Source organism: Phenylobacterium sp. LjRoot225, assembly GCF_964252855.1.
GTDB lineage: Bacteria > Pseudomonadota > Alphaproteobacteria > Caulobacterales > Caulobacteraceae > Phenylobacterium.
Window position 1 is genome coordinate 979,543 of the sequence record NZ_CAXUPL020000002.1, and the last position, 21,233, is coordinate 1,000,775.

A 21,233-nucleotide genomic window follows, 5' to 3' on the forward strand; every position below is an offset into this window, starting at 1 on the left:
GGGGCATCGACAATGCGAACGGTCACCAGCGTATCGATCCTGGCGTTGTCTGTCGCGCTGGCGTCCGCCGCTCAGGCGCAGTCGGCGTCCGACGACCCGGCGGTCTCCGAACTGATCGTCACCGGCGAGCAGGTGCGCTCGCTGGAGCAGTTCACCCCGACGGGCAGCCGGCTCAATCTTTCGGCCCGGGAGACGCCGGCGACGCTGGACGTGATCAACAGCGCGACCATGACCACGCGGGGCTTTCTCAACGTCGAGGAAGCCGCCAACAGCATGCCCGGGGTGACCTCCGGCGGCGCGCCGGGCGATCTCGGAAACTTCCACATTCGCGGCTTCTCCGGGACCCAGATCACCATCCTGCACAACGGGATCTACGTCGGCCCCTCCGACATGGTGATCCGGCCGCAGAACAGCTTCAACGTCGAGAGCGTCGAGATCCTGAAGGGCCCCTCCTCGGTGCTCTACGGCCAGGGCGCGATCGGCGGGGCCATCAATGTCGTCAACAAGGCGCCCAGCTTTGGCGCGACCTCCATGAACGCTTATGCGGCGACGGGCAGCTACGGGACCTACGCCCTGGGCGTCGGCGGCACGACCAAGCTGCGCGACGAACTGGCCGTCCGCATCGACGTCAGCCGGACCGGCACGAACGGCTATGTGCACGACACAGACGGCGATTCCACCAACGCCACCGTCTCGCTGGTCTGGAAGCCCACCGATCGGCTGGACGTACAGTTCTCGCTCGACGTCCTGTCGGACCACCCATCGAGCTACTGGGGCACGCCGCTCGTGACCACGGATTTCGCCACCAATCCCCTGAACGGGGTTGTGTCGAAGGCCGGCTACACGATCGACAAGCGGATGCGGTTCGTCAACTACAACGTCTCCGACGCCTTCATCAAGGCGACCCAATACTGGCCCCAGCTTCTCGTGAAGTGGCGTCCGAACGAAAACATCAGCTTCGAGAACTATCTTTACTACTATCACGCCGACCGGAAGTGGTTGAATTCGGAGGCTTACGCCTTCAACCCGACCACCCAGCTCATCGACCGCGACCGCTTCTTCGTCTTCCACAAACAAAAACTGTGGGGCGACCAGGGCAGCGTCAGCCTGACCTATCCGGTCTTCGGCATGAAGAACCAGCTGGTGGTGGGCTTCGACTATAGCCACCTCGATTTCGTCCGCAGCCGCGGCTTCCCCGACGGCGACAGCGTCGATCCGTTCAATCCGAACCCCGGCCTGTTCGGCCCGGTCGTTCCGCGCGTGAGCCCGACCAAGTGGGACGACCTCGCCCTCTTCTTCGAGGACATCCTCAGCATCACTGACAAGCTGAAGCTCGTCGTCGGCGGCCGCTATGACCACCTCGATCTCGACCGCAAGAACTTCAACGCGGACGGCAGCTTCAACGCCGGATCGAGCTTCTCGCGCACCTTCCAGCCGGTGACCTATCGGCTGGGCCTGGTCTACGACATCAATCCCTACATCACGCCCTACGCCTCCTACACGACGGGCCAGGACCCTGTCGGATCGAACATCTTCATCGTCAATGCGGGGCAGAATTTCGCGCTGGGGAAGTCGCGCCAGTACGAAGTCGGCGTGAAGGCCAACACGCCCGGCAACCGCGCCTCGATGACGCTCGCCGCCTACGACATCCGCCGCAACGACGTCCTGCAGGCGATCTCCCAGGAGGAGGTGGTGCCGGTCGGCAGCCAACGGTCACGCGGCTTCGAGTTCTCCGGCGACGTCAAGGCGACCGACCACCTGATCATCGACGCCAACCTCGCCTATACCGACGCCACCTATCGTAACTTCAGCTTCGTCGACGGCTCGGGGACCCTGGTGGACGCCTCGGGCAACCGGATCCCGAACTCGCCGAAATGGCTGGCCAATGTCTGGGCAAGCTACACCGACGTGCTCGGCCTGCCGGTTGATGTCGGCGGCGGCGTACGCCATGTCGGCAAGCGGGCGGGCGACGACGCCAACAGCCTGATGCTCGAGGCGTACACTACGCTCAACGCCTATGTGACCTACCGGGTAAGCCCGAACGTCGCCGTGTCGCTGCGGGTCGAGAACCTCACCGACAAGGTCTTCGCCCAGGCCGCCGACATCTTCTATCCGACGGAAGTGATCCTTGGCCGCCCCCGATACTGGCAAGTCGACGTCTCCGCGAAGTTCTGAGGTCGCCAGCGTGTACGCAGCAGTCCTGAAAGGCCTCGCCAGCTTCCATCGCTGGGTCGGGGTCGTTCTGTGCCTGATGTTCGCGACCTGGTTCGCCACAGGCGCGATGATGGTCTTCGTGGCCTTCCCCGCCGTGTCCGCGTCGGAGGCGGCCGCCCGCAGCGAGCCGGTCGACCTCACAGCGGTGGCCCTCGCCCCCGGCGAGGCGGCGGCCCGGCTGGGCCGGCCTGCCGATCTGCGGCTCGTCGGTCGGGCCGGCGCGCCGGCTTACGTCGGGCGGCAGGACGCGCACATGGCGGCGATCGCCGCCGCCGACGGCCGGCCCCTGCCCGCGCTGACCGCCCGGCAGGCCGAAGCTGTCGCCGCCCGCTTTGGCGGGGCGCCCGCCGCGCGCGTCTCAGCGCCGATCGACTATGACCAATGGGTCGTGCACCAGGCGCTCAACCCCTGGCGGCCCTTCTACCGCGTGCGATTGGCGGACCCGGCCGCGACCGAGATCTACGTCTCCGCCGCGACCGGCGAAGTCCGGCAGAAGACCACTCGGCTGCAACGGACCGCCAACTGGGTCGGCTCCGTCGTCCACTGGATCTATTTCACGCCGCTTCGCCGAAGCTTCGCCGCCTGGGACTGGACGGTCTGGTCGCTGGCGCTGACCGGAGTTGCGACGGCCGTCGCCGGCGTCTGGCTCGGCGTGACCCGCACCTCGCGGAAGATGCGCAGCAAACGTCCCGGCGTCTCGCCCTATCGCGGCCTGCTGCGCTGGCATCACGTGATCGGATTGGCGGCCGGCGGCTTCGTGCTGTGCTGGATCTCCAGCGGATGGCTGTCCATGGATCATGGCCGGCTGTTCTCCGACGGCGCACCGACCGCCGAGGCCGCCCAGGCCTATCGCGGCGGCGGCGGGACGCAGACGCCGCCCGCTCTCACGGCCGCGGACCTGCGCAGCCTCGGCGCCGGCGCGACGGCGATCGACTTCGGCCAGCTGAACGGCTGCAGCATTGCAGCCGCGCGCAGCCCGTCGGGCCCGCGGGCGCTCACACTTTGTCCGCAAATGCGGCGGCTCGGCGCGGGGGTTCCCGACGGCCTGGTGCTGAGCGCGGTCCGCGCGGCCTGGCCGGGCGAACACATCGTATCGGCCGCGGCGGTGCGCGGCGACAGTCCCTACGCCAAGGCCGAGGGCGTCCCCGACGGCGCCATGCAGGTCCAGCTGGCCGGCGCCCAGGCGCTTCGCCTGTTCGTCGATCCAGTCAGCGGCCAACTGCTGGTGGTGATGGACCGCAGCCGCGAGGCCTACGCCTGGGTCTACTACATGCTCCACACCTACAATTTCCCAGGCTTGTCGGACCGGCCGGCGCTGCGCACGACCCTGCTGTTGATCCCGCTGACCCTGGGCTTCGTCTTCTCGATCACCGGCGTGTTGGTCGGCGTTCGCCGGCTTCGCGCCTTCACCCCCGTCGCCAAGCCGACGCCCCGGCCAAGAGTGTCCTGACCCATGAAAGACCAGCTGTTCCTGCTGAAGCCCGGCTTCTTCAACGCCGGCCTGGGGCCGCTCTACTGCGGCGACTCGGTTTCCGTCGAAGGCCTGCTGAGCTTCTGTCCGGATCTGCGCGCCCAGGTCGACGTGCACTATCTGGCGTTCCCGCGCCCGCGAACGCCGCTGGTCGAGACGCTGGGGGAAGGCCTGCAGTCGGTTCCCGTGATCATCCTCGCCGACGAGACGACGATCGCCGACCCGACCATTGCGGTCGAAGAGGCCAACGGCCGCCGCTACATCGCCGATCAGGCCATGATCCGCCGGTATCTCTCAACGCAGTACGATCAGCCGCTCGCCGGCTGAGCCTCAGCGCGCCGGCTCGAACCGCCCGACGAGCCGGTGCTGCGCCCCGGAGTGCCAGAGACGGGCGACGGTGACGGGAATGTCGCCGTTCCAGGTCTTGCGCTCCACCACCAGACAGGCGGCGCCAACGGGCACGCCGAGCGCTTCGGCTTCGGCGGGCCCAGCCTCGCAGGCGGCGATCGTGTGCTCGGCTTCCGTCCAGGGAACGTGCGCCAACAGCCACGGCCCCGGCGGCTCGGTCTCGAGCGGCTGACAGGTGATGCCGGGCGCGGCGTCGACGTTGACCAACCGCTCCTCCAGCTGGAAGGGCGCGCCGTTCGACAGGTGAAGGCAGCGGATCGACAGCAGCTGGGTCGACTGGCGAACGTGCAGCAGGCGCCGCTTGTCCGGGTCCTCCTTGACGAACTCGCACTTCAGCAATCGATAGGCGTATTCCGCCCCTGATCTTTCGATCACGTCGGCGGTGTTCCAGATCTCCAGAACCGGCCGGTCTTGCGCACGCTCGGAGACGACCGTCCCGACCTTTCGGCGGCGCTGCACCAGTCCGTCCGCGGCCAGGCTTTGGATGGCCTTGCTGACCGTCATCCGCGAGGTGTGGAAGTGGTCCTTGAGGACGATTTCGCCGGGAATGCGCGTCCCGGGGGCCCACTGCCCGTCGAGGATCGGCTGGGCGAGCGCCCGCCGGATCTGCAGCCAGACCGGGCCGCTGCCATCCAGCTTCAGCGCGGCAAGCTGCGAACGCTCGGTCGGCGGCTCTGCCTCGGCGACGTCGAGGCGATCGTTGGGACGAGCGGCGTACAAATCACGGCTCCTGCACGCCTGGAAGGTAGTGCGTTCAGGCTGGAGTTGAAACCGCCGCGCGCGAAGTCGGGCCCGCACCGGGCTAATCCGACGGCGGCGCCTATGGGAAAAGCAGAGTCGTCAGCGCGATCACGACGGTCAGTTGCAGAAGGGTCGTTGCGACCAGCGTCCAGATCAGCGCCTTCGGCGCATTCCTGACCTCGCTCGCCGAGGTCTTCAGCCCGATCGCTGCGACGGCTGCGGCGAGGCACCAGGCGGCCACGTCGGCGCCAAGTTGCGCGGAGCCTGCGGGGGTCCAGCCGAGCGACGCCGCCGCGGCCAGCACGAAGAATCCCATCAGGAACATTGGCGGCGCGGGGAGGCGCTCGCGCGCTCGGACGCCCGCGCTCGGGCGGCGGTGGGCCAGGGCCGATCCCCAGACGAGGCACACCGGCATGAGGCAGGCCACCCGCACCAGTTTGATCGTCACCGCCGCGAGGCCGACATCGGGCGACACGGCGAAGCCCGCGCCGACCACCTGGGCCACGTCATGGATCGCAGCGCCCAGCACCAGGCTCGTCCTGCGGGCGTCGTAGCCCAGCAGGTGGCACAGCGGCGGATAGAGCACCATGACGGCCGTGCTGAGGAGCGACACCACCAGGATCACCACCGCCGTGTCTCGCTCGATCCCCTCGCGCCGCGGCGCCATGGCCGCTGCGGCGACCGCCGCCGAGGCGCCGCAAACGGCGACCGAGGTGGCGCAGACCGCAGCCGTGTCCGACAACGCCCCCGCACGCCGCGCGATCGCATATCCGCCGACGAGGGTCGCCAGGAGCGACACGAAGACCAGCGCGATCGTACGCCAGCCCAAGGCCGCCAGGTCGCCGGCGACGATCCGCAGACCGAGCAAGGCCACGCCCCATCGCAGGAGCACCCGGGCGCAGAAGCCTATTCCGGGCGCGCAGCGGTCGGCCAGCCCAGGGGCTGCGCCACGCACCCCGGCGCCGAGGAGAAGCACCAGCAGCATCGCCGGCAGGTGGAGGCGCGGCGCCGCCAGGGTCGCGGCGAGCGCCAGGGCGCCGCACAGCAGCAGGCCGCCGAGCCAGCCGCCGCCAAGTCTGGCGCCCGGCCGGACGAGGTCGCTAGCGACCGCCACTGGCCGGCTGCTCCGCCTGACGTGGGAGATGGCGCTGGCGGTTCGACACCATGCGCTCGTGAAGCCGGCGGACCTGATCGCTTCCCGTCCGCTCGAAACAACACGGCAGCAGCGCGTGGACCAGGCAGGCCAGCCCGCCGGCCACCATTCGCAGGCCGAAGACCGAGGCCGCTGCGAGGTGTTCGAGGTAGGTTTCGTTCACCGAGGCGGGATGGTCGAGGAAGGCGCGTCTCAACAGCGGCATTGGCGCGGGCTCCAAGATTCCGGTCCCCCGAGAGTGCCTGCCCCGCGCTGAAATGTGCTCCCAAAGTCTACTACCGTTTTCGTCGGATCTGTAGTTTCATCCTACGCATGAAGAGAACTGTGAAATTAGATCCTATCGATGAACGGATCCTTGGTTTGCTCCAGCAGGACGCGACCCTGACGGTCCAGCAGATCGGCGACAGCGTCGGCCTGTCGGCCACGCCATGCTGGCGTCGCATCAAGGCCCTGGAGGCGGCGGGCGTCATCGATCGCCGCGTCGCCATCCTCAACCCCGCGGCCCTGGGCCTTCATGGAACCGCCTTCGTCTTTGTCCGCACGAACCAGCACGAAGCCGGATGGCTCGAACGGTTCTCGCGCGCGATCCTGGAGCTTCCGGAGATCGTCGAATGTCACCGGCTGAGCGGCAACATCGACTACCTGCTCAAGTGCATCGTGCGCGACATCGAGCACTACGACGACGTCTACAAACGTCTCATCGCGCGCGTCCCCGGCCTGGTCGACGTCAGCGCCAGTTTCTCGATGGAACGGATGAAGCAGGTGACCCAGCTGGACGTTACGACCGCGCGGTGATCTCAGGCGTCACAGTGGACTTATCCCCTCCTGGGGGATAGGAGGTCGCGTCATGCCGACCTTCACCGACCTCATCCAGCAGGGCGTCGCCCACGCCTGGCTGTTCATTCCCAGCGCGGTGCTTCTGGGCGCGCTGCACGGCCTCGAGCCGGGTCACTCGAAGACGATGATGGCGGCCTTCATCATCGCCGTCCGCGGGACGGTGAAACAGGCGGTGCTGCTCGGGCTCTGCGCGACCCTGTCGCACACCCTGATCGTCTGGGTCATCGCCCTGGGGGGCCTCTACCTGTGGCGGGATCTCGCGCCGGAGACGATCGAGCCCTACCTGCAGCTGGCCTCCGGGGCGATGATCATCCTGATGGGCGCCTGGATGCTCTGGCGCACCCGCCGCGAGCAGCAGCTCGCCGCAACGGGCCATCACCACCCCCATGGCCATGACCACCACCATCATGACCACGAGGACGAGGTCCGCCGGATCGACACCGGTCACGGCGTGCTGCGCCTGGAGATCCACGAGACCGGCGCGCCGCCGCGGTTCCGCGTCAGCGCCGAGCGGGGCCACGGCTGGCCCGCGGACGCGATAGCGCTTGAAACGGAGCGCCCCGACGGCGCCCGTCAGGGCTTCACCTTCCGCGCCATCGAAGGCGGGCTGGAGTCGGTCGAAGAGATCCCGGAGCCGCACGACTTCATCGCGCGGCTGTCGACGGGCCATGGCGACCACGTCCACGCCTTCGACGTCGTGTTTGCGGAAGCTGGCCACGAGCCGCCGGAGCTCGCGGGCCTCGCCTTCGCCGGCGGCTACCAGGACGCCCATGAGCTCGCGCACGCCAACGACATCCGCCGCCGGTTCTCCGATCGGCAGGTGACCACGGCCCAGATCGCGATCTTCGGTCTGACGGGCGGCCTGATCCCCTGCCCCGGCGCTATCACCGTCCTGCTGCTCTGCCTGCAGCTGAAGGCCTTCACCCTGGGCGCGGCCCTGGTGCTGGCGTTCAGCGTCGGCCTGGCGCTGACCATGGTCGCCTCCGGCGTCCTCGCCGCCCTCAGCGTCAAACATGTCTCCAAGCGCTTCAGCGGCTTCGGCGACCTGGTGCGACGTGCGCCCTATGTCTCCGGCGGCGTGATCCTGCTCATCGGCCTCTATCTCGGCGTGAGCGGGTGGCTGCATCTTTCACCAGCCTGATAGGTTTCGCTCATGAGCCACGCCACCAACCCGGACCTGCTGAACCGGCTGAAGCGCGCCAAAGGCCACCTGGCGACCATCATCAAGATGATCGAGGACGAGCGCGACGGACTGGAGACGGCGCAACAGCTGCTGGCCGTGATCAATGCGCTCGACAAGGCCAAGACCCTGCTGGTCACCGACCATATCGAGCATCACCTCGAGGACGTGGTCGGACCCTTGTCCCGCGAAGCGCGCGAGAAGCTTGGACGCCTGACGGACCTGGCGAAGTACCTCTGAGCGGCGGGGCCTGCGGCCGCCCACGCGAGGCATCGTCAACTGTTGACAGTTGTCGGCCGCGCCGACACAGTCGTCCGGCAGCTGCAAGAGGCGCCTCATGAACATCGCCGGCGGACGGTTCGTCATCACGGGCGGCGCGAGCCTGATCGGCTCGCACGTGGCCGAGGAGTTGCTCGCCCAGGGCGCGCGCGAGGTGGTCTTGCTGGACAATTTCGCGCTGGGAACGCCCGAGGCCGCGCGCCACCTGCTGGGCGACGAGCGGGTGAAGCTGGTGCGCGGCGACATCCTGCGGATCAACGAGCTCTATGACGCCTTCCAGGGCGCCGACGGGGTTTTCGCCATCGCCGGCTTCCTCACCCTGCCGCTGACGCAGAACCCGCCGCTGGGGCTGGCCGTCAACGTCGAGGGCCAGGTCAACGTGTTCGAGGCCTGCCGCTACCAGGGCGTGGGGAAGGTGGTCTTCTCCTCCTCGATCGCCGCCTACGGCGAGCCGGGCCCGGGCCTTATCGACGAGGATTCGCCTTCGAACCTCGCGCCCTTCCAGCCGGGCGCGGTGCTCTATTCCTGCACCAAGCTGATCGGCGAGGCGCTCTGCAAGCTCTATGCGGCCAAGCACGGAGTTCACGCCGTCGCCCTGCGCTATTCCACCGTCTACGGCGAACGCCAGCACTACCGCGGCGTCAACGCCCTCTACATCATCGAGAACTATGACCGCATCGTGCGCGGCGAGCGGCCCACCCTGCCCGGCGACGGCAGCGAGGTGCACGACTACATCCACGTCGCCGACGTCGCCCGCGCCAATGTGATGGCCATGGCCTCGGACGTCTCCGGCGAGGTGTTCAACGTCGTCACCGGCGAGCAGACCACCGTGAAGCGCATCGTCGAGATCCTGCTCGACATCACCGGCAGCAAGCTTGAGCCGGAACATGCGAGCGCCGGCGGGGCGGTGAAGTCGACCAGCGGAACGGTGCTCGACCTCAGCCGCGCGAAGATCGAGCGCATGCTGGGCTGGCGCCCGGAGGTCGGAATCGAGGCCGGGCTTCGGCGGCTGATCGAGTGGCGCAAGAGCCAGCCGGACTGAGCGGCGCGAGGAACCCTGAGATGCGCAACCTGCGCCTGCCCGCCGTCTTCATGCGCGGCGGCACCTCGAAGGCGGTGATGTTCCGGGCTGAGGACCTGCCGGCCGACCGCAGCGCCTGGGACGCCATCTTCCTGCAGCTCATGGGCTCGCCGGATCCCAACGGCCGCCAGCTCGACGGCATGGGCGGCGGCGTCTCCTCCCTGTCCAAGGTCTGTGTGGTGGGGCCGCCCAGCCGGCCGGACGCCGACGTCGACTACACCTTCGCCCAGGTCTCGGTGCGCGAGGCCCACGTCGACTACAGCGGCAACTGCGGGAACATGTCCTCCGCCATCGGGCCGTTCGCCGTCGAGGAGCGCATTGTCCCGGCGCCGGAGACCGGCGACGCCGTGGTGCGCATCCACAACACCAACACCGGCAAGATCATCGTCGCGCGTTTTCCCGTCCTGGAGGGCGCCCTGGCGGCGGATGGCGACCTGGAGATCGACGGCGTCGCCGGCCAGGCCGCGCCGATCCGGCTGGAGTTCCTCGATCCGGGCGGCGCCAAGACCGGCCGGCTGCTGCCCACCGGCCAGGCCTGCGACGAGCTCGACGTCCCAGGCCTCGGCCGGATCGCCGCCACCCTGGTCGACGCGGCCAACCCTTGCGTCTTCGTGGCGGCCGAAGACCTCGGCAAGACCGGCGTCGAGCTGCCGGACGAGCTGGAGGGCGACGCGACCTTTCTGGAGCGAATGGAGGCGATCCGACGGGCGGCGTCCGTGCGGATGGGGATCACCGCCGACCTGGAGGCCGCCGCACGGACGGCGAGCGTGCCGATGGTGGCGATGGTCAGCGCGCCGCAGACGGCGCCGACGCTGTCCGGGCGCACACTTTCGCCGAACGACGCCGACATCTGCGTGCGGATGCTCTCCATGCGGCAGCCGCACAAGGCGACGCCGATCACCGGCGCCATCTGTCTGGCCATCGCCGCGCGCATCCCGGGCTCGATCCCCCAGCGCCTGCGCCGCGCCGCCGACGGCCCGACCCGCATCGGCCACCCGTCCGGCACGACCCTGGTCGACGCCGCGGTCACTGGCGAAGGCGACGACCTGCGGGCGCTGCACGGCGCGGTCTATCGCACTGCGCGCCGACTGTTCGAAGGCGCCGTCCTCTACCGCGCCGACTGATGCGGAACATCGTCAACTGTTGACAGTTTACGGGGCCGCTTGTACGGCTCGCGACAGCGAATATAAGGAGCACGACATGACCGAGACTGGGGCCGACACCGAGACTTGGGACGTGATCGTGGTGGGCGCGGGCAATGCGGCGACCTGCGCTGCGCTCTCCGCCAGCGAGCAGGGCGCGAAGGTGCTGATGCTCGAGAAGGCCCCCTATGACGAACGGGGCGGCAACTCCCTGTTCACCGCCGGCGGCTTCCGCTTCGTGCACGACGGCCTCGACGACCTTCGGACCGACATTCTCGACGACCTGACGCAGGGCGAGGTCGACCAGATCGGCAATCTGCCGCCGCACTCGAAGCAGAAGTATATCGACGACATCATGCGCGTGACCGAGAACCTCGCCGACGAGGAGCTCGCCGAAATCCTCGCCGGCCAGTCGCGCGACACCATGCGCTGGATGCGCAAGCACAAGATCCGCTTCATCCCGATGTTCGGCCGGCAATCCTTCAAGATCGAGGGCAAGCACCACTTCTACGGCGGGGTGAACATCGAGGCGATCGGCGGGGGCTGGGGCCTGGTCGACCAGCTGATGCAGGCGGCCGAGCGGGCGAAGATCGAGATCCGCTACGAGACCGCGCTCACCGGCCTGATCCAGAACCAGAAGGGTCATGTGGTCGGCGTGCGCGCCAAGGGCCCGGACGGCTTCGTCGACCTCGCCGCCAAGTCGGTGGTGCTGGCCTGCGGCGGCTTCCAGGCCAATCCGGAAATGCGCGTGCGCTATCTCGGCCCCGGCTGGGAGCTCTGCCGGGTGCGCGGCACCCGCTACAACACTGGCGATGGCATCAACGCGGCGCTGGCCATCGGCGCCCAGCCCTTCGGCGGCTGGTCGACCTGCCACGCGGTGCAGTGGGACATCAGCGCCCCGCCGTTCGGCGACCGCGTCGTCCTCGACAACTACCAGAAGCACTCCTACCCGATCGGCGTCGTCGTGAACCTGAACGGCGAGCGCTTCCTCGACGAGGGCGCCGACATGCGCAACTACACCTACGCCAAGTATGGGCGCGAGGTGATGAAGCAGCCGCAGCGCGCCGCCGTGCAGATCTTCGACGCCAAGACCATCGGCAACGTCCGCGACGAATACCGCATCAAGCAGGTGACCAAGGCGGAAGCCAACACCCTCGAAGAACTGGCCGAGGCGCTGGAGATCGACGTCGAGGGGCTGAAGAAGACGATCGCCGAGTTCAACGCCGCCTGCCAGCCGGGCGAGTACAATCCGTCGATCCTCGACGGCGTCTCGACCAAGGGCATCAAGCCCCCCAAGTCCAACTGGGCGCTGCCGATCGACACCCCGCCCTACTCCGGCTTCGTCGTCACCTGCGGCATCACCTTCACGTTCGGCGGGTTGAAGATCAACAACCAGGGCAATGTGCTGGACCTAGTCGACAAGCCGATCCCGGGCCTGTTCGCCGCCGGCGAGCTGGTCGGCGGCCTGTTCTACCAGAACTATCCCGGCGGCACCGGGCTGATGAACGGTGCGGTGTTCGGCCGCTTGGCTGGCCAGAGCGCGGGACGTCATTCTACATAGCAGCCGGGGATGCGCCGCGACTCCCGCGCGGCGAAGGGGAAGATCTGCGCGCCATGAGCGGTTTGGACAACAAGGTGCAGGCGCAGTCCCTCGTCGACGCGGTCACGGAGAGGATCGAGGCGGCCATCATCAGCGGAGCGCTCGAGCCCGGCAGCCGGCTCAGCGAACAGGCCCTGGCCGCATCCCTGGGCGTCAGCCGCGGCCCCTTGCGCGAAGCCATCCGCCGGCTGGAAGGCCGCAAGCTCCTGCAGCGCACGCCCAATATCGGCGTGCGCGTGGCGGCCCTCTCGCTGAAGGACCTGCACGAGCTCCTCCAGGTCCGCGAGGCGCTGGAAGGCATGGCCTGCGCGCTTGCGGCCAAGAACATGACCGACGCCGAGATCGCCGCCCTGCAGGGCCTGCTGGAGAAACATGGACAGCAGAAGAGCGTGCAGGAGGGCAAGGGCTACTACCAGGAATCGAAGGACTTCGACTTCCACTTCCGGATCGTCACCGGCAGCCGCAACGAGCGGCTTCGCGAGATGCTGATGGGCGATCTCTACCACCTGCTGCGGATCTACCGGTACAAGTCCAGCACCAAGCCCGGACGGGCCAAGAAGGCCCTGCAGGAACACGACGAGATCGTCGCCGCCATCGCCAGGCGCGATCCGGCCGCCGCCGAGCAGAAGATGCGCGAGCACCTGCGCAATGCGCGGCTCTATGTGGAGGAGCAGCTGGCGGCGGAAGCTGCGGTCGCCTCGGCCCCGACGTCGCCGAAGCCGAACGCAGCCTCCAAGCCGGGCCCGGCCAGCCCCCGCGTCCGCTCGCTGGACGCCCCGGCCGCGGCGCGACGGCGCTAAGCCGTAGGGGCGACCGCCGATCTTTGCAGCTATTTGGCAAGCCGGTGTCGCTAACGCGCTTCCGGGCTCGTATCATGCCCCTCTAGCGAGGAGGAGCGAGCCATCGGTCACACACCCCCGAGCGTCGAGTATGAGCGCCTGCTGACGGAGAAGGCCGAGAGGCTTGCGGATCTCCGAAAGTGGAAGCCTGGCCAGAAGCACTACAAGCGCAGCCTGAAAGCCTTTCTGGACGTGGACGCGAAGTCCCAGAAGGCGCTGCTGAAGCAGATCGAACAGGAACCCCGCCACTTCGTGGCCGCCGACAGAAGGTCGCCAGAATCCAAGGCATGACGGCGCAACGCGCTCAAGCAGGCGAATAAGATGTCCTCGGTTGCAGTCTACAGCCCGAAGGGCGGGGTCGGTAAATCGACCTGCGCCGTAAATCTGGCCTATCTGTCCGCGACGACCTCCACACGGCGAACGCTCCTATGGGACATCGACGCTCAGGGGGCCGCCGGCTATCTGCTGGGCGCGCATCGCCAGCGTGAAGAAGCGCACAAGATCTTCTCGAAGGACGCCGATCCGGTCGAGCTCGCCAGGACGACTCCCTACCTGCAACTCAGCATGCTCGCCGCCGACACCTCTCTGAGGCGGCTGGATGTTCAGCTCGTCGAAGAGGATGCCCGCAAGCGCGTCCGCAAACTCATCCGCACCCTGGAACGGAAATTCGAGCGCATCATCCTGGACTGCCCGCCCGGGGTCACCGAGATCAGCGAGCAGATCTTCCGCGCGGTCGATCTGGTCGTCATCCCCGTGACCCCGTCGGCGCTCGGCATGCGCGTTTTCGAGGAGGCGGTCGCTCACATCCGTGACAAGCACCGCAACGGGCCGCCGGTTCTTCCGTTGCTGTCGATGGTCGACATGCGGCGCAAGCTGCATCGGGAGATGGTCTCGACGCATCCCGACTGGCGCGTCATCCCCTATGCGAGCGTGGTGGAGCGCATGTCCGCGGAACGGGCGCCACTCGCCGCCTTCGCTCCTCGACACCCCGCCACGAGGGCGTTCGCAGAGGTCTGGACTGAGGTCGAACAACGCCTGATCGCCATCGAAAGCGAACGCCAAATCGCGGATCGCGCAGCCAGATAGTCTGGTGCGCGGCCCGCTCGAGGCGGCGCCTCGGCCAGCGTCAATCGTCGTTAAACCAGCTGCGCACGGGCCGAGCGGGCAGCTCACCCAACCGACGAGCTTCCGTCATCACCTGGTCGAGCGGTTCGCCGGCGAAGACATAGTCCGCCAGAAAGAGATCGAGCCATTCCACGGCGTCCGGGCCAAACCGCTCGACCAGGGCGGCGGCGTCCTGGGTGCGCTTGACGCTCCAAGGGCTTTCCTTAGCCTTCGCCCGATGCGGTTGGGTCGCGGCCATCTTACGTCCTCATGAGCTGGGGGAAGGCGCCTCACCGGTATGCACGGAACTGAGGGCGTGACCCCTGAACATCTCATCCTAGGGGCCAGTTGGCCCGCCCCCCCCACGCATCTGACCCGAAAGCGTCACCTTTGTGGCGAGACGACGCAGAAGTTGTGATGCTCTTCGCTCGCCGCCCCGACGACACCACGCCGGCGACCTTGCCGACGTCGGCCAGCAGGCTAGGTTGCAGCGTCGCACAGGTTCACGCACGGCGGGGCGAGGATGAGCATCGGTCTGGGTCTGGCGGACGCGCTCCGGCCGCTCCCCTATCATCTTCGACTGGTCGAATATCTGAAGCGCGCCGAGCCGGACGTCTGGGGCTGGGGCTCCTCCTTCGCCGTCCAGGAACAACACCTGCAGGACACGCGCGCCAGCCTGCTGCGGGAGACCTATCGCCTGACGCCCGACGGGCACCCAGCGGCCTACGAAGCCTGCGCGGCCGTCATGTCCCGGCTGGAGATCGAGGCGCCGGTGACGCTGTACCAGGCGGGCGCCGAAGCGATGAACGCCGCCCTCGTCTACCTGCCGGGCGAGGTGCATGTGGTGCTCTACGGCCCCGTGCTGGAGCGATTGAATGGGGAGGAGTTCGCGGCCCTTCTCGGCCATGAGCTCTCGCACTATCGCCTGTGGTCGATGGACGGCGGCGACTACCACACCGCCTCGCGGATCCTTGACCACACCCTGGCCGACCCGAACGCCGCCGCCAGCCACATGAACACCGCCCGGCTGTATGGCCTCTATACGGAGGTCTATGCCGACCGCGGCGCAGCCTTCGTGACCGGCGCGCCTGGCCCGTCCATTTCCACCCTGGTCAAAATCCAGACCGGCATCATCAACGTCGACCCCGCCGCCTACCTCGCACAGGCCGAGGAGCTGGAGGCCGGGGATGCACGCCTTTCCCAGGCCTACTCCCATCCGGAGACCTACCTGCGCGCCCAGGCCGTCGACAAATGGGCGCGGGGCGACGAACGCCTCGACGACTGGCTCCGCAAACGCCTGCAGGGGCCGCTGTCGATGGCCAAGCTGGACCTGATCGACCAGGAGCAGTTGGAGGCCCTGACCCGACGCTTCGTCGCCCGTTTCGTCGAGCAGGAGCCGATGCGCAGCGACCTGGTGGTCTCGCTGGTCAAGCGCTACTTCCCCAACTGGACCGGCGGCGAACCGATGGCGGAGCTGGAGGCGATCGCGCCCGACGCCGCCGACGACAGCGTGCGCGACTACCTGGGTTTCGTCATGCTCGACCTCGCGCTGGCCGATCCCGATCTGCGCGACCATGCGCTGCTGGAGGCGGCGCGAACCGCCCGAACGCTCGGCCGGTCGGAGGCCTTTCTCGACGCCCTCAAGCGGGAGAGCGGCCTGCCCAGGCGTGACGTCGACGCCCTGGCGCGCAAGCTGAAGGCGGCCGCATGACGCAGGATGCCGCCGAGATCGGCCTCGCCGAGGCCCTGGCCGACGTCCATGGCGTGGCCCTCTCCATGGACGACGTGCTGTTCGCCGTCCTGCCGCTGCTGCGGACGGTGAGCGACCTGCACGCGCGCGGCCGCGTCGCCGACCTGGGCGCCGGCGACATCGTTCAGGCCGCCAATGGCGTGCTGCGGCTTCGGCGTCCCGACGGCCTGCCGCCACGCTACCGGCTGGACGCGGTGAAGGCGGTGCAGCCGCCGCCGAGCTCGGCCCTGAACATCATCGACGAGGTTCGGCTCACGCGCGACTCCGAGATCGGCGTGGCGGTGGAGACCCTGCGCGCCGAGCGCGATCCCGACCGGCCGATCACCAAGCCGGTCTATCTGCCGGGCTTCGACGCCTGGGAGCTGCGGCTCGGCCACCATGACGAGATCACCGACATCTTCAGCCTGGGCCAGATCCTCGCCTGCCTGGCGTGCGGGCTGGATTTCAACGACGCCGACGATCTCGACCGCTTCGCCACGCATCACCAGAACCTGTTCGCCATCGTCCCCCGCCTGAACCCGGTTCTGGCCAACGTCATCGTCGAGATGACCGCGCTGAACCGCCACGACCGGGCCACCGACCTCGCCGTGCTCATGCGGCGACTGGAGACCTGGCGTGACCAGCCGCAAGGACTGAATGTCGAGCGCGTGCTGGCGACGACCGACGGCGCCGCGCCCCGGCGGACGGCGGTGCTGTCGCACCTGCGAGACCGACTGTTCGACCTGTCGCGCCGCAACCGCCTGCTCTACTTCCGCCCGACCCAGTCGAGCGTGAACCTGACCGTCGCCAGCGTGCCCCTGGTGTTGCGGCTGGAGAGCATCGAGCCCGACCACATCTGCACCTGGGGCGGCGAGTTCGCCGCCGAGGTCGCGGCCGGCAAGGCGGTCAACCTGCGCCGCTGGCTGCGCTTCGAGGACCAGACCTACCTGCCAGGCTCGCTCGATCGGCTGATCCAGGAGACCCGACGCGACCGGGCCGAATATGGCTTCAGCCACCTGCGGCTGGTCATCGCCTTCCTGCGCTGGAACAATCTGAAGGAAGCGCCCGAGGAGCGGATCACCTCGCCGCTGCTCTGGCTGCCGGTCGAGCTCGTCAAGAAGAAGGGCGTCACCGACCAGTACGTGCTGCAGGCGACCGACGACGAGGCGGAGTTCAACCCGGCGCTGCGCCACCACCTGAGGCAGCTGCACGACATCCGCCTCCCCGAGACCATCGACCTTGGGCAGGTTTCGATCCAGCAGATCCATGCCGACCTGCTCGCCCAGATCCAGGCCTCGGAGCCCGGCGTGGATCTGCGGCTGCACACCAGGCCCTCGATCAAGCTGATCCACCAGAAGGCCGTCCAGCGGCTCCAGCAGTTCCAGCGTCGCCGCGGCCGCGACCTGCGCCGCGCGACCGTGGGGCGGCCGGACTTCAGCTACGACCGGGACGACTACCGTCCGCTGGGCCTGGCGATCTTCGAGCAACAGGTGAAGCCCAGCGCCCTGCCCCTACGGGGCGCCGTGGGCGGGCGGGCGCCGGCGACGCCGGTGCACATGGCGCCCTCGAGCCTCGAGGCGGAGAACCTCACCTTCTCCCTGCCCGAAGACGAGGGGCACAAGTTCGCCTGGGACCTCGACCTGACCCAGGTGACGCTGGCGAACTTCAACTACAAGAAGATGTCGCTCGTGCGTGACTACACCCAGCTCATCGACGAGCCGTCGCCCAATCCGGCGTTCGACCGCATCTTCTCGATCGAGCCCCGCGAGGTCGAGGTCGCGCCGCCGCCGCCGATCCCGCTGGGCGAGCAGTGGAACGTCGTCCCCGCCGACGCCACCCAGAACGCCGCCGTCGGCGTCGCGCGCAGCGGCCGGAGCTTCATCATCCAGGGCCCGCCGGGCACCGGAGAGTCGCAGACCATCACCAACCTGATCGCCGACTACGCCGGGCGCGGGAAGCGCGTGCTGTTCGTCTGCGAGAAGCGCGCCGCGCTCGACGTCGTCTTCCACCGCCTCAAGCAGAGCGGGCTGGAGGACCTCTGCTGCCTGATCCACGACTCCCAAACCGACAAGAAGGCCTTTGTGCAGAACCTGCGCCAGGGCTACGAGCAGTGGGTCGCGCAAGGCGACAACCTGGAAAGGCTCGCCGCCGCCCGCACCGCCGCAGTGACCCTGGCCGACGAACAGCTGGCGCGGCTGGAGCGGTTCGAGGCGGCGATGGTTTCGGCGCCCGAGAGCCTCGCCTGCTCGGTGCGGGCGCTGATCCGGCGGACGATCGAGCTGCCGGCGGCCGATCCCGACGTCGGCCCAGCCCAGCGCGAACGCCTGCCCGACTACGCCGTCTGGGTGACGCATCGCGACCTGACCGGCCGGCTGATCCGCACGCTGCGCGATCGCTTCGGCCTCGACAATCTGGCGAGCCATCCCTTCGCCGCCCTGTCCGGCTCGTTGCTGACCCAGCCTCAGGCCTATGCCGAGGTGCAGGCCCGGCTCGACGCCTGTGACGCCGCGCTGGACGAGTTGGACGCTGCGTTCGAGAACCAGGACCAGCTGCTGTCGCCAGACCTGACGCTGGCCGAGGCCGTCGCCCTGACCCGCGCGGCGGCGCGCATCGCAGCTTTCGATCTGGCGGACCGGCTGGATCTGCTGGAGCCCGGCGCCCAGACCGCCCGCGACCTGCAGGCCGCCCGCGCCGACCTGGCGCAGCTGAGCGAGCGACACGCCCAGGCCGCCAAGGCCACCGTCCATTGGCTCGACAAGCTGTCGCCACAGGACGCCGCCGCGGCCTTGGAGATCGCGCGGCGGGACGAAACCTCGTTCATGCGCCTGCTGAAGCCGTCCTGGTGGCGGCTCGGCAAGGAGCTGCACCGCCGCTACGACTTCGCCAAACACGCGGTGAAGCCTCGACTGACGACGCTCCTGACGGATCTGGCCACCGAGTACGAGGCGGAGACCGCCCGCGCCGTCGCCGAGCAGACGCTGCGGACCCGCTACGCGGTCCCCGACTTCGCCGCCTTCGTCGAGACGGTCGACAGCCTGACCGCGGACCTGCGCACCAGCGCCCTGCTGCGCCGAATGGTCGAGGCTGTGCGCCGCACGCCGGACACCGCCCGCGCCGACGGCGCGGCGGCCGATGCGATCGCGCGACTGGCGGAGACCGTCGGCCGCGACCTCCACATGCCGGCCGGCTGCACGCTGGACCAGCTGCAGGAATGGCTGCGCGACATGCGCGAGGCCATGGACGATCTGCCCGACCTGATCCCGCTGCTGCGCGCGGCGCATGAGGCGGATCCGGCCTATGCCCGCATGCTGCAGGATATCGCCCTGCCGCCCGCCGGCCTGGAGGCGCTGGCAGCGGCCGAGTCGCTCGCGCGGCTGATGCGCAAGGACCCGGAACTGGCGAAGTTCGACAGTCAGGCCCTGGGCCAGGCCGCCCGCCGCGTCGGCCAGGCGGAGAAGACCGGACTGGAGCGCAACGCCGCCATGGTCAGCGCCGCCCAGCACCGCAAATTCCTCGACAATGTCCGCCGCTCCACCCTGTCGGTCGCCCAGCTGGACGACGCCGGCCGCGAGTTCCGCAAGCGCTACGGCGCCGGCCGGCGCGACCTGGAACGTGAGTTCGGCAAGACCATGCGCTACCGGGCGATCCGCGAGATCGCCGGCGGCGACACGGGCGCGGTGGTCAACGACCTGAAGCCCATCTGGCTGATGAGCCCGCTGTCGGTGTCCGACACCCTGCCGCTGCAGGGCGACCTGTTCGACGTGGTGATTTTCGACGAGGCCAGCCAGATCCCGACCGAGGAGGCCGTGCCCGCGCTCAGCCGCGCGCGACAGGTCGTCGTCGTGGGCGACGAGATGCAGCTGCCGCCGACCAGCTTCTTCTCCAGCTCGGTCGACGAGGAGGACAGCACGGTCATGGCCGAAGAGGACGGCGAGCGCATCGCCATCACCCTCGACGCCGACAGCCTGCTGAACCAGGCCGCCCGCAATCTGCCGGCGACGCTGCTGGCCTGGCACTATCGCAGCCGGCATGAGTCGCTGATCAGCTTCTCCAACGCCGCCTTCTACGAGGGCCGGTTGATCACCATCCCGGACCTGCGGATCGAGGGCCAGGCCGGCGAGATCCCGGCCCTGCGCTCGGACGCCGAGGACGCCGCGCACCAGGCGGTGGACGAGCTTTTGGAGCGGCCGCTCACTTTCCACCCGGTGGAAGACGGGGTCTACGTCGCCCGCCGCAACCTGCCGGAAGCGCGCCACATCGCCGGCATGGTGCGCGAGCTCCTGCTGCGCGACACCGGCATGAGCCTCGGCGTGGTCGCCTTCTCCGAAGCCCAGCAGGACGAGATCGAGAGCGCTCTCGACGCCCTGGCCGCCAAGGATGCGGCCTTCGCGACGCGGTTGGAAAAGGAATACGTCCGCGAGGACGAGGACCAGTTCAACGGCCTGTTCGTGAAGAACCTCGAGAACGTCCAGGGCGACGAGCGGGACATCATCCTGCTCAGCATCTGCTACGCGCCCGGACCGGACGGCCGGATGCTGATGAACTTCGGGCCGATCAACCAGCGCGGCGGCGAGAAGCGGCTGAACGTCATCTTCAGCCGCGCCAAGCATCGCATGGCGGTCGTCTCGACGATCCGCGCCGACGCCATCACCAACACCCACAACGACGGCGCGGCGGCCCTGAAGGCCTTCCTGCAGTTCGCAGAAGCCAGCGCCCGGGGCGAGGGCGAGCGGTCGCAGGCGGTGCTGGGGGCGCTCAATCCGGGCGCGCGGCAGGCCTTCGCCGCGCCGCCGCCGAACGATCCCCTGCGGGCGTCGCTGGCCGAGGCCTTGCGGGCGCGCGGCCATGTCGTGCGCGAGCACGTCGGCCGCTCGCAGTTTCGCTGCGACCTGGCGATCGCCGGGGCCGACGGGGAGAGCTACACGCTCGGCGTCCTGCTCGACCCCGCGCCCGACGCCGAGGAGACGCGGGTGCGCGAACGCTACGTCTTCCGGCCGACCGTGCTGCGCAGCTTCGGCTGGCGGGTCGTCGACGTGCTTTCCGCCGACTGGCTGCGCGACCCCTTGGGCGTGGTCGAGCGGATCGAGGCCTGTCTCGCCAAGGGCGCTGACGCCGAGGAGGATGAGGAGGACGATCCCCTGCTCACCGGCCTGGACGCCCCGGTCGAGGCCGCCGGCCCCCGCCTCGACGGGCCCGACATGGCGGCCCAGCCCCTCCCCCTTGCGGCGCTGCCGGCCGGCATGCGCGAGTTCCGCTTCCAGCAGGGCGGCTCCAACAAGTTCTGGCGCATCGGGCTGCAGGACCAGGACGTCACGGTCACCTACGGCCGCATCGGAACCAAGGGCCAGGCGATGGTGAAGTCCTATGACACCGCCGAGCGCGCCCGGCGCGAGATGGACAAGCTGATCGCGGAAAAGCTGCGCAAGGGCTACGTGGAGGTGGAGCCGTCGTAGCG

The 21,233-nt window shown here is 68.7% G+C and carries 17 protein-coding genes; 13 read left to right on the forward strand and 4 right to left on the reverse strand.

Annotated elements, in window-relative coordinates; genetic code table 11:
• Positions 1 to 12 precede the first annotated feature (12 nt).
• The 3 genes from ACSQ2B_RS14860 to ACSQ2B_RS14870 are packed head-to-tail and all read left to right on the forward strand — an operon-like array spanning position 13 to position 4,012.
• Positions 13 to 2,175 (forward strand): TonB-dependent receptor, encoded by a 2,163-nt coding sequence (locus ACSQ2B_RS14860; RefSeq protein WP_436050938.1) that lies wholly within the window; start codon positions 13 to 15, stop codon positions 2,173 to 2,175.
• Between the two features lie 10 nt (positions 2,176 to 2,185).
• The gene (locus ACSQ2B_RS14865; RefSeq protein WP_436050940.1) at positions 2,186 to 3,664 is read left to right on the forward strand and encodes a PepSY domain-containing protein; all 1,479 of its coding nucleotides are present in this window, start codon (positions 2,186 to 2,188) and stop codon (positions 3,662 to 3,664) included.
• 3 nt (positions 3,665 to 3,667) lie between these two features.
• Positions 3,668 to 4,012 (forward strand): DUF3088 family protein, encoded by a 345-nt coding sequence (locus tag ACSQ2B_RS14870; RefSeq protein WP_436050942.1) that lies wholly within the window; start codon positions 3,668 to 3,670, stop codon positions 4,010 to 4,012.
• A gap of 3 nt (positions 4,013 to 4,015) precedes the next feature.
• Here the strand turns inward: ACSQ2B_RS14870 and ACSQ2B_RS14875 are convergent, their stop codons facing one another.
• The 3 genes from ACSQ2B_RS14875 to ACSQ2B_RS14885 all read right to left on the reverse strand — a co-directional run bounded on the left by ACSQ2B_RS14875 (position 4,016) and on the right by ACSQ2B_RS14885 (position 6,192).
• On the reverse strand, positions 4,016 to 4,813 hold the full coding sequence (locus tag ACSQ2B_RS14875; RefSeq protein WP_436050943.1) for a UTRA domain-containing protein: 798 nt from the start codon (positions 4,811 to 4,813) through the stop codon (positions 4,016 to 4,018).
• Between the two features lie 100 nt (positions 4,814 to 4,913).
• Positions 4,914 to 5,948: a YeiH family protein gene (locus tag ACSQ2B_RS14880; RefSeq protein ID WP_436050945.1), complete on the reverse strand. Its 1,035-nt coding sequence runs from the start codon at positions 5,946 to 5,948 to the stop codon at positions 4,914 to 4,916.
• Entirely contained in the window at positions 5,935 to 6,192 is a 258-nt protein-coding gene (locus ACSQ2B_RS14885; RefSeq protein ID WP_436050947.1) for a DUF6356 family protein, read from the reverse strand. The genes ACSQ2B_RS14880 and ACSQ2B_RS14885 overlap by 14 nt, the downstream gene beginning before the upstream one ends.
• A 107-nt stretch (positions 6,193 to 6,299) precedes the next feature.
• Between ACSQ2B_RS14885 and ACSQ2B_RS14890 the strand changes: the two genes are divergently transcribed.
• The 8 genes from ACSQ2B_RS14890 to ACSQ2B_RS14925 all read left to right on the forward strand — a co-directional run bounded on the left by ACSQ2B_RS14890 (position 6,300) and on the right by ACSQ2B_RS14925 (position 14,031).
• Complete coding sequence (locus ACSQ2B_RS14890; protein WP_436050949.1) at positions 6,300 to 6,782, forward strand: Lrp/AsnC family transcriptional regulator; 483 nt, start codon at positions 6,300 to 6,302, stop codon at positions 6,780 to 6,782.
• A 52-nt stretch (positions 6,783 to 6,834) separates the two neighbouring features.
• Positions 6,835 to 7,965 carry a nickel/cobalt efflux transporter gene (locus ACSQ2B_RS14895; protein WP_436050950.1) on the forward strand — a complete coding sequence of 377 codons (1,131 nt, stop codon included), beginning with the start codon at positions 6,835 to 6,837 and terminating at the stop codon, positions 7,963 to 7,965.
• Positions 7,966 to 7,977: 12 nt separating this feature from the next.
• Positions 7,978 to 8,244, forward strand: coding sequence for a metal-sensing transcriptional repressor (locus ACSQ2B_RS14900; RefSeq protein WP_436050951.1), 267 nt, complete (start codon positions 7,978 to 7,980; stop codon positions 8,242 to 8,244).
• 97 nt (positions 8,245 to 8,341) lie between these two features.
• On the forward strand, positions 8,342 to 9,325 hold the full coding sequence (locus ACSQ2B_RS14905) for an NAD-dependent epimerase/dehydratase family protein (protein ID WP_436050953.1): 984 nt from the start codon (positions 8,342 to 8,344) through the stop codon (positions 9,323 to 9,325).
• Positions 9,326 to 9,345: 20 nt separating this feature from the next.
• A complete protein-coding gene (locus ACSQ2B_RS14910) occupies positions 9,346 to 10,488 on the forward strand; it encodes a 2-methylaconitate cis-trans isomerase PrpF family protein (RefSeq protein ID WP_436050954.1) in 1,143 nt (380 codons plus the stop codon).
• Positions 10,489 to 10,564: 76 nt separating this feature from the next.
• Entirely contained in the window at positions 10,565 to 12,067 is a 1,503-nt protein-coding gene (gene tcuA / locus ACSQ2B_RS14915; RefSeq protein ID WP_436050956.1) for an FAD-dependent tricarballylate dehydrogenase TcuA, read from the forward strand.
• Positions 12,068 to 12,120: 53 nt separating this feature from the next.
• Positions 12,121 to 12,906: a GntR family transcriptional regulator gene (locus ACSQ2B_RS14920; RefSeq protein ID WP_436050958.1), complete on the forward strand. Its 786-nt coding sequence runs from the start codon at positions 12,121 to 12,123 to the stop codon at positions 12,904 to 12,906.
• A 360-nt stretch (positions 12,907 to 13,266) separates the two neighbouring features.
• Positions 13,267 to 14,031 (forward strand): ParA family protein, encoded by a 765-nt coding sequence (locus ACSQ2B_RS14925; RefSeq protein ID WP_436050960.1) that lies wholly within the window; start codon positions 13,267 to 13,269, stop codon positions 14,029 to 14,031.
• A gap of 40 nt (positions 14,032 to 14,071) precedes the next feature.
• On the opposite strand, the gene ACSQ2B_RS14930 is transcribed toward ACSQ2B_RS14925, so the two are convergent.
• The gene (locus ACSQ2B_RS14930; protein ID WP_436050962.1) at positions 14,072 to 14,308 is read right to left on the reverse strand and encodes a hypothetical protein; all 237 of its coding nucleotides are present in this window, start codon (positions 14,306 to 14,308) and stop codon (positions 14,072 to 14,074) included.
• Positions 14,309 to 14,572: 264 nt separating this feature from the next.
• Between ACSQ2B_RS14930 and ACSQ2B_RS14935 the strand changes: the two genes are divergently transcribed.
• Together ACSQ2B_RS14935 and ACSQ2B_RS14940 are read left to right on the forward strand one after the other, a co-directional pair.
• The gene (locus tag ACSQ2B_RS14935; protein ID WP_436050964.1) at positions 14,573 to 15,760 is read left to right on the forward strand and encodes a M48 family metallopeptidase; all 1,188 of its coding nucleotides are present in this window, start codon (positions 14,573 to 14,575) and stop codon (positions 15,758 to 15,760) included.
• Positions 15,757 to 21,231, forward strand: a complete 5,475-nt coding sequence (locus ACSQ2B_RS14940) for a DUF4011 domain-containing protein (protein WP_436050966.1) — start codon at positions 15,757 to 15,759, stop codon at positions 21,229 to 21,231. Before ACSQ2B_RS14935 ends, ACSQ2B_RS14940 begins: the two co-directional genes overlap by 4 nt.
• Positions 21,232 to 21,233: the final 2 nt, after the last annotated feature.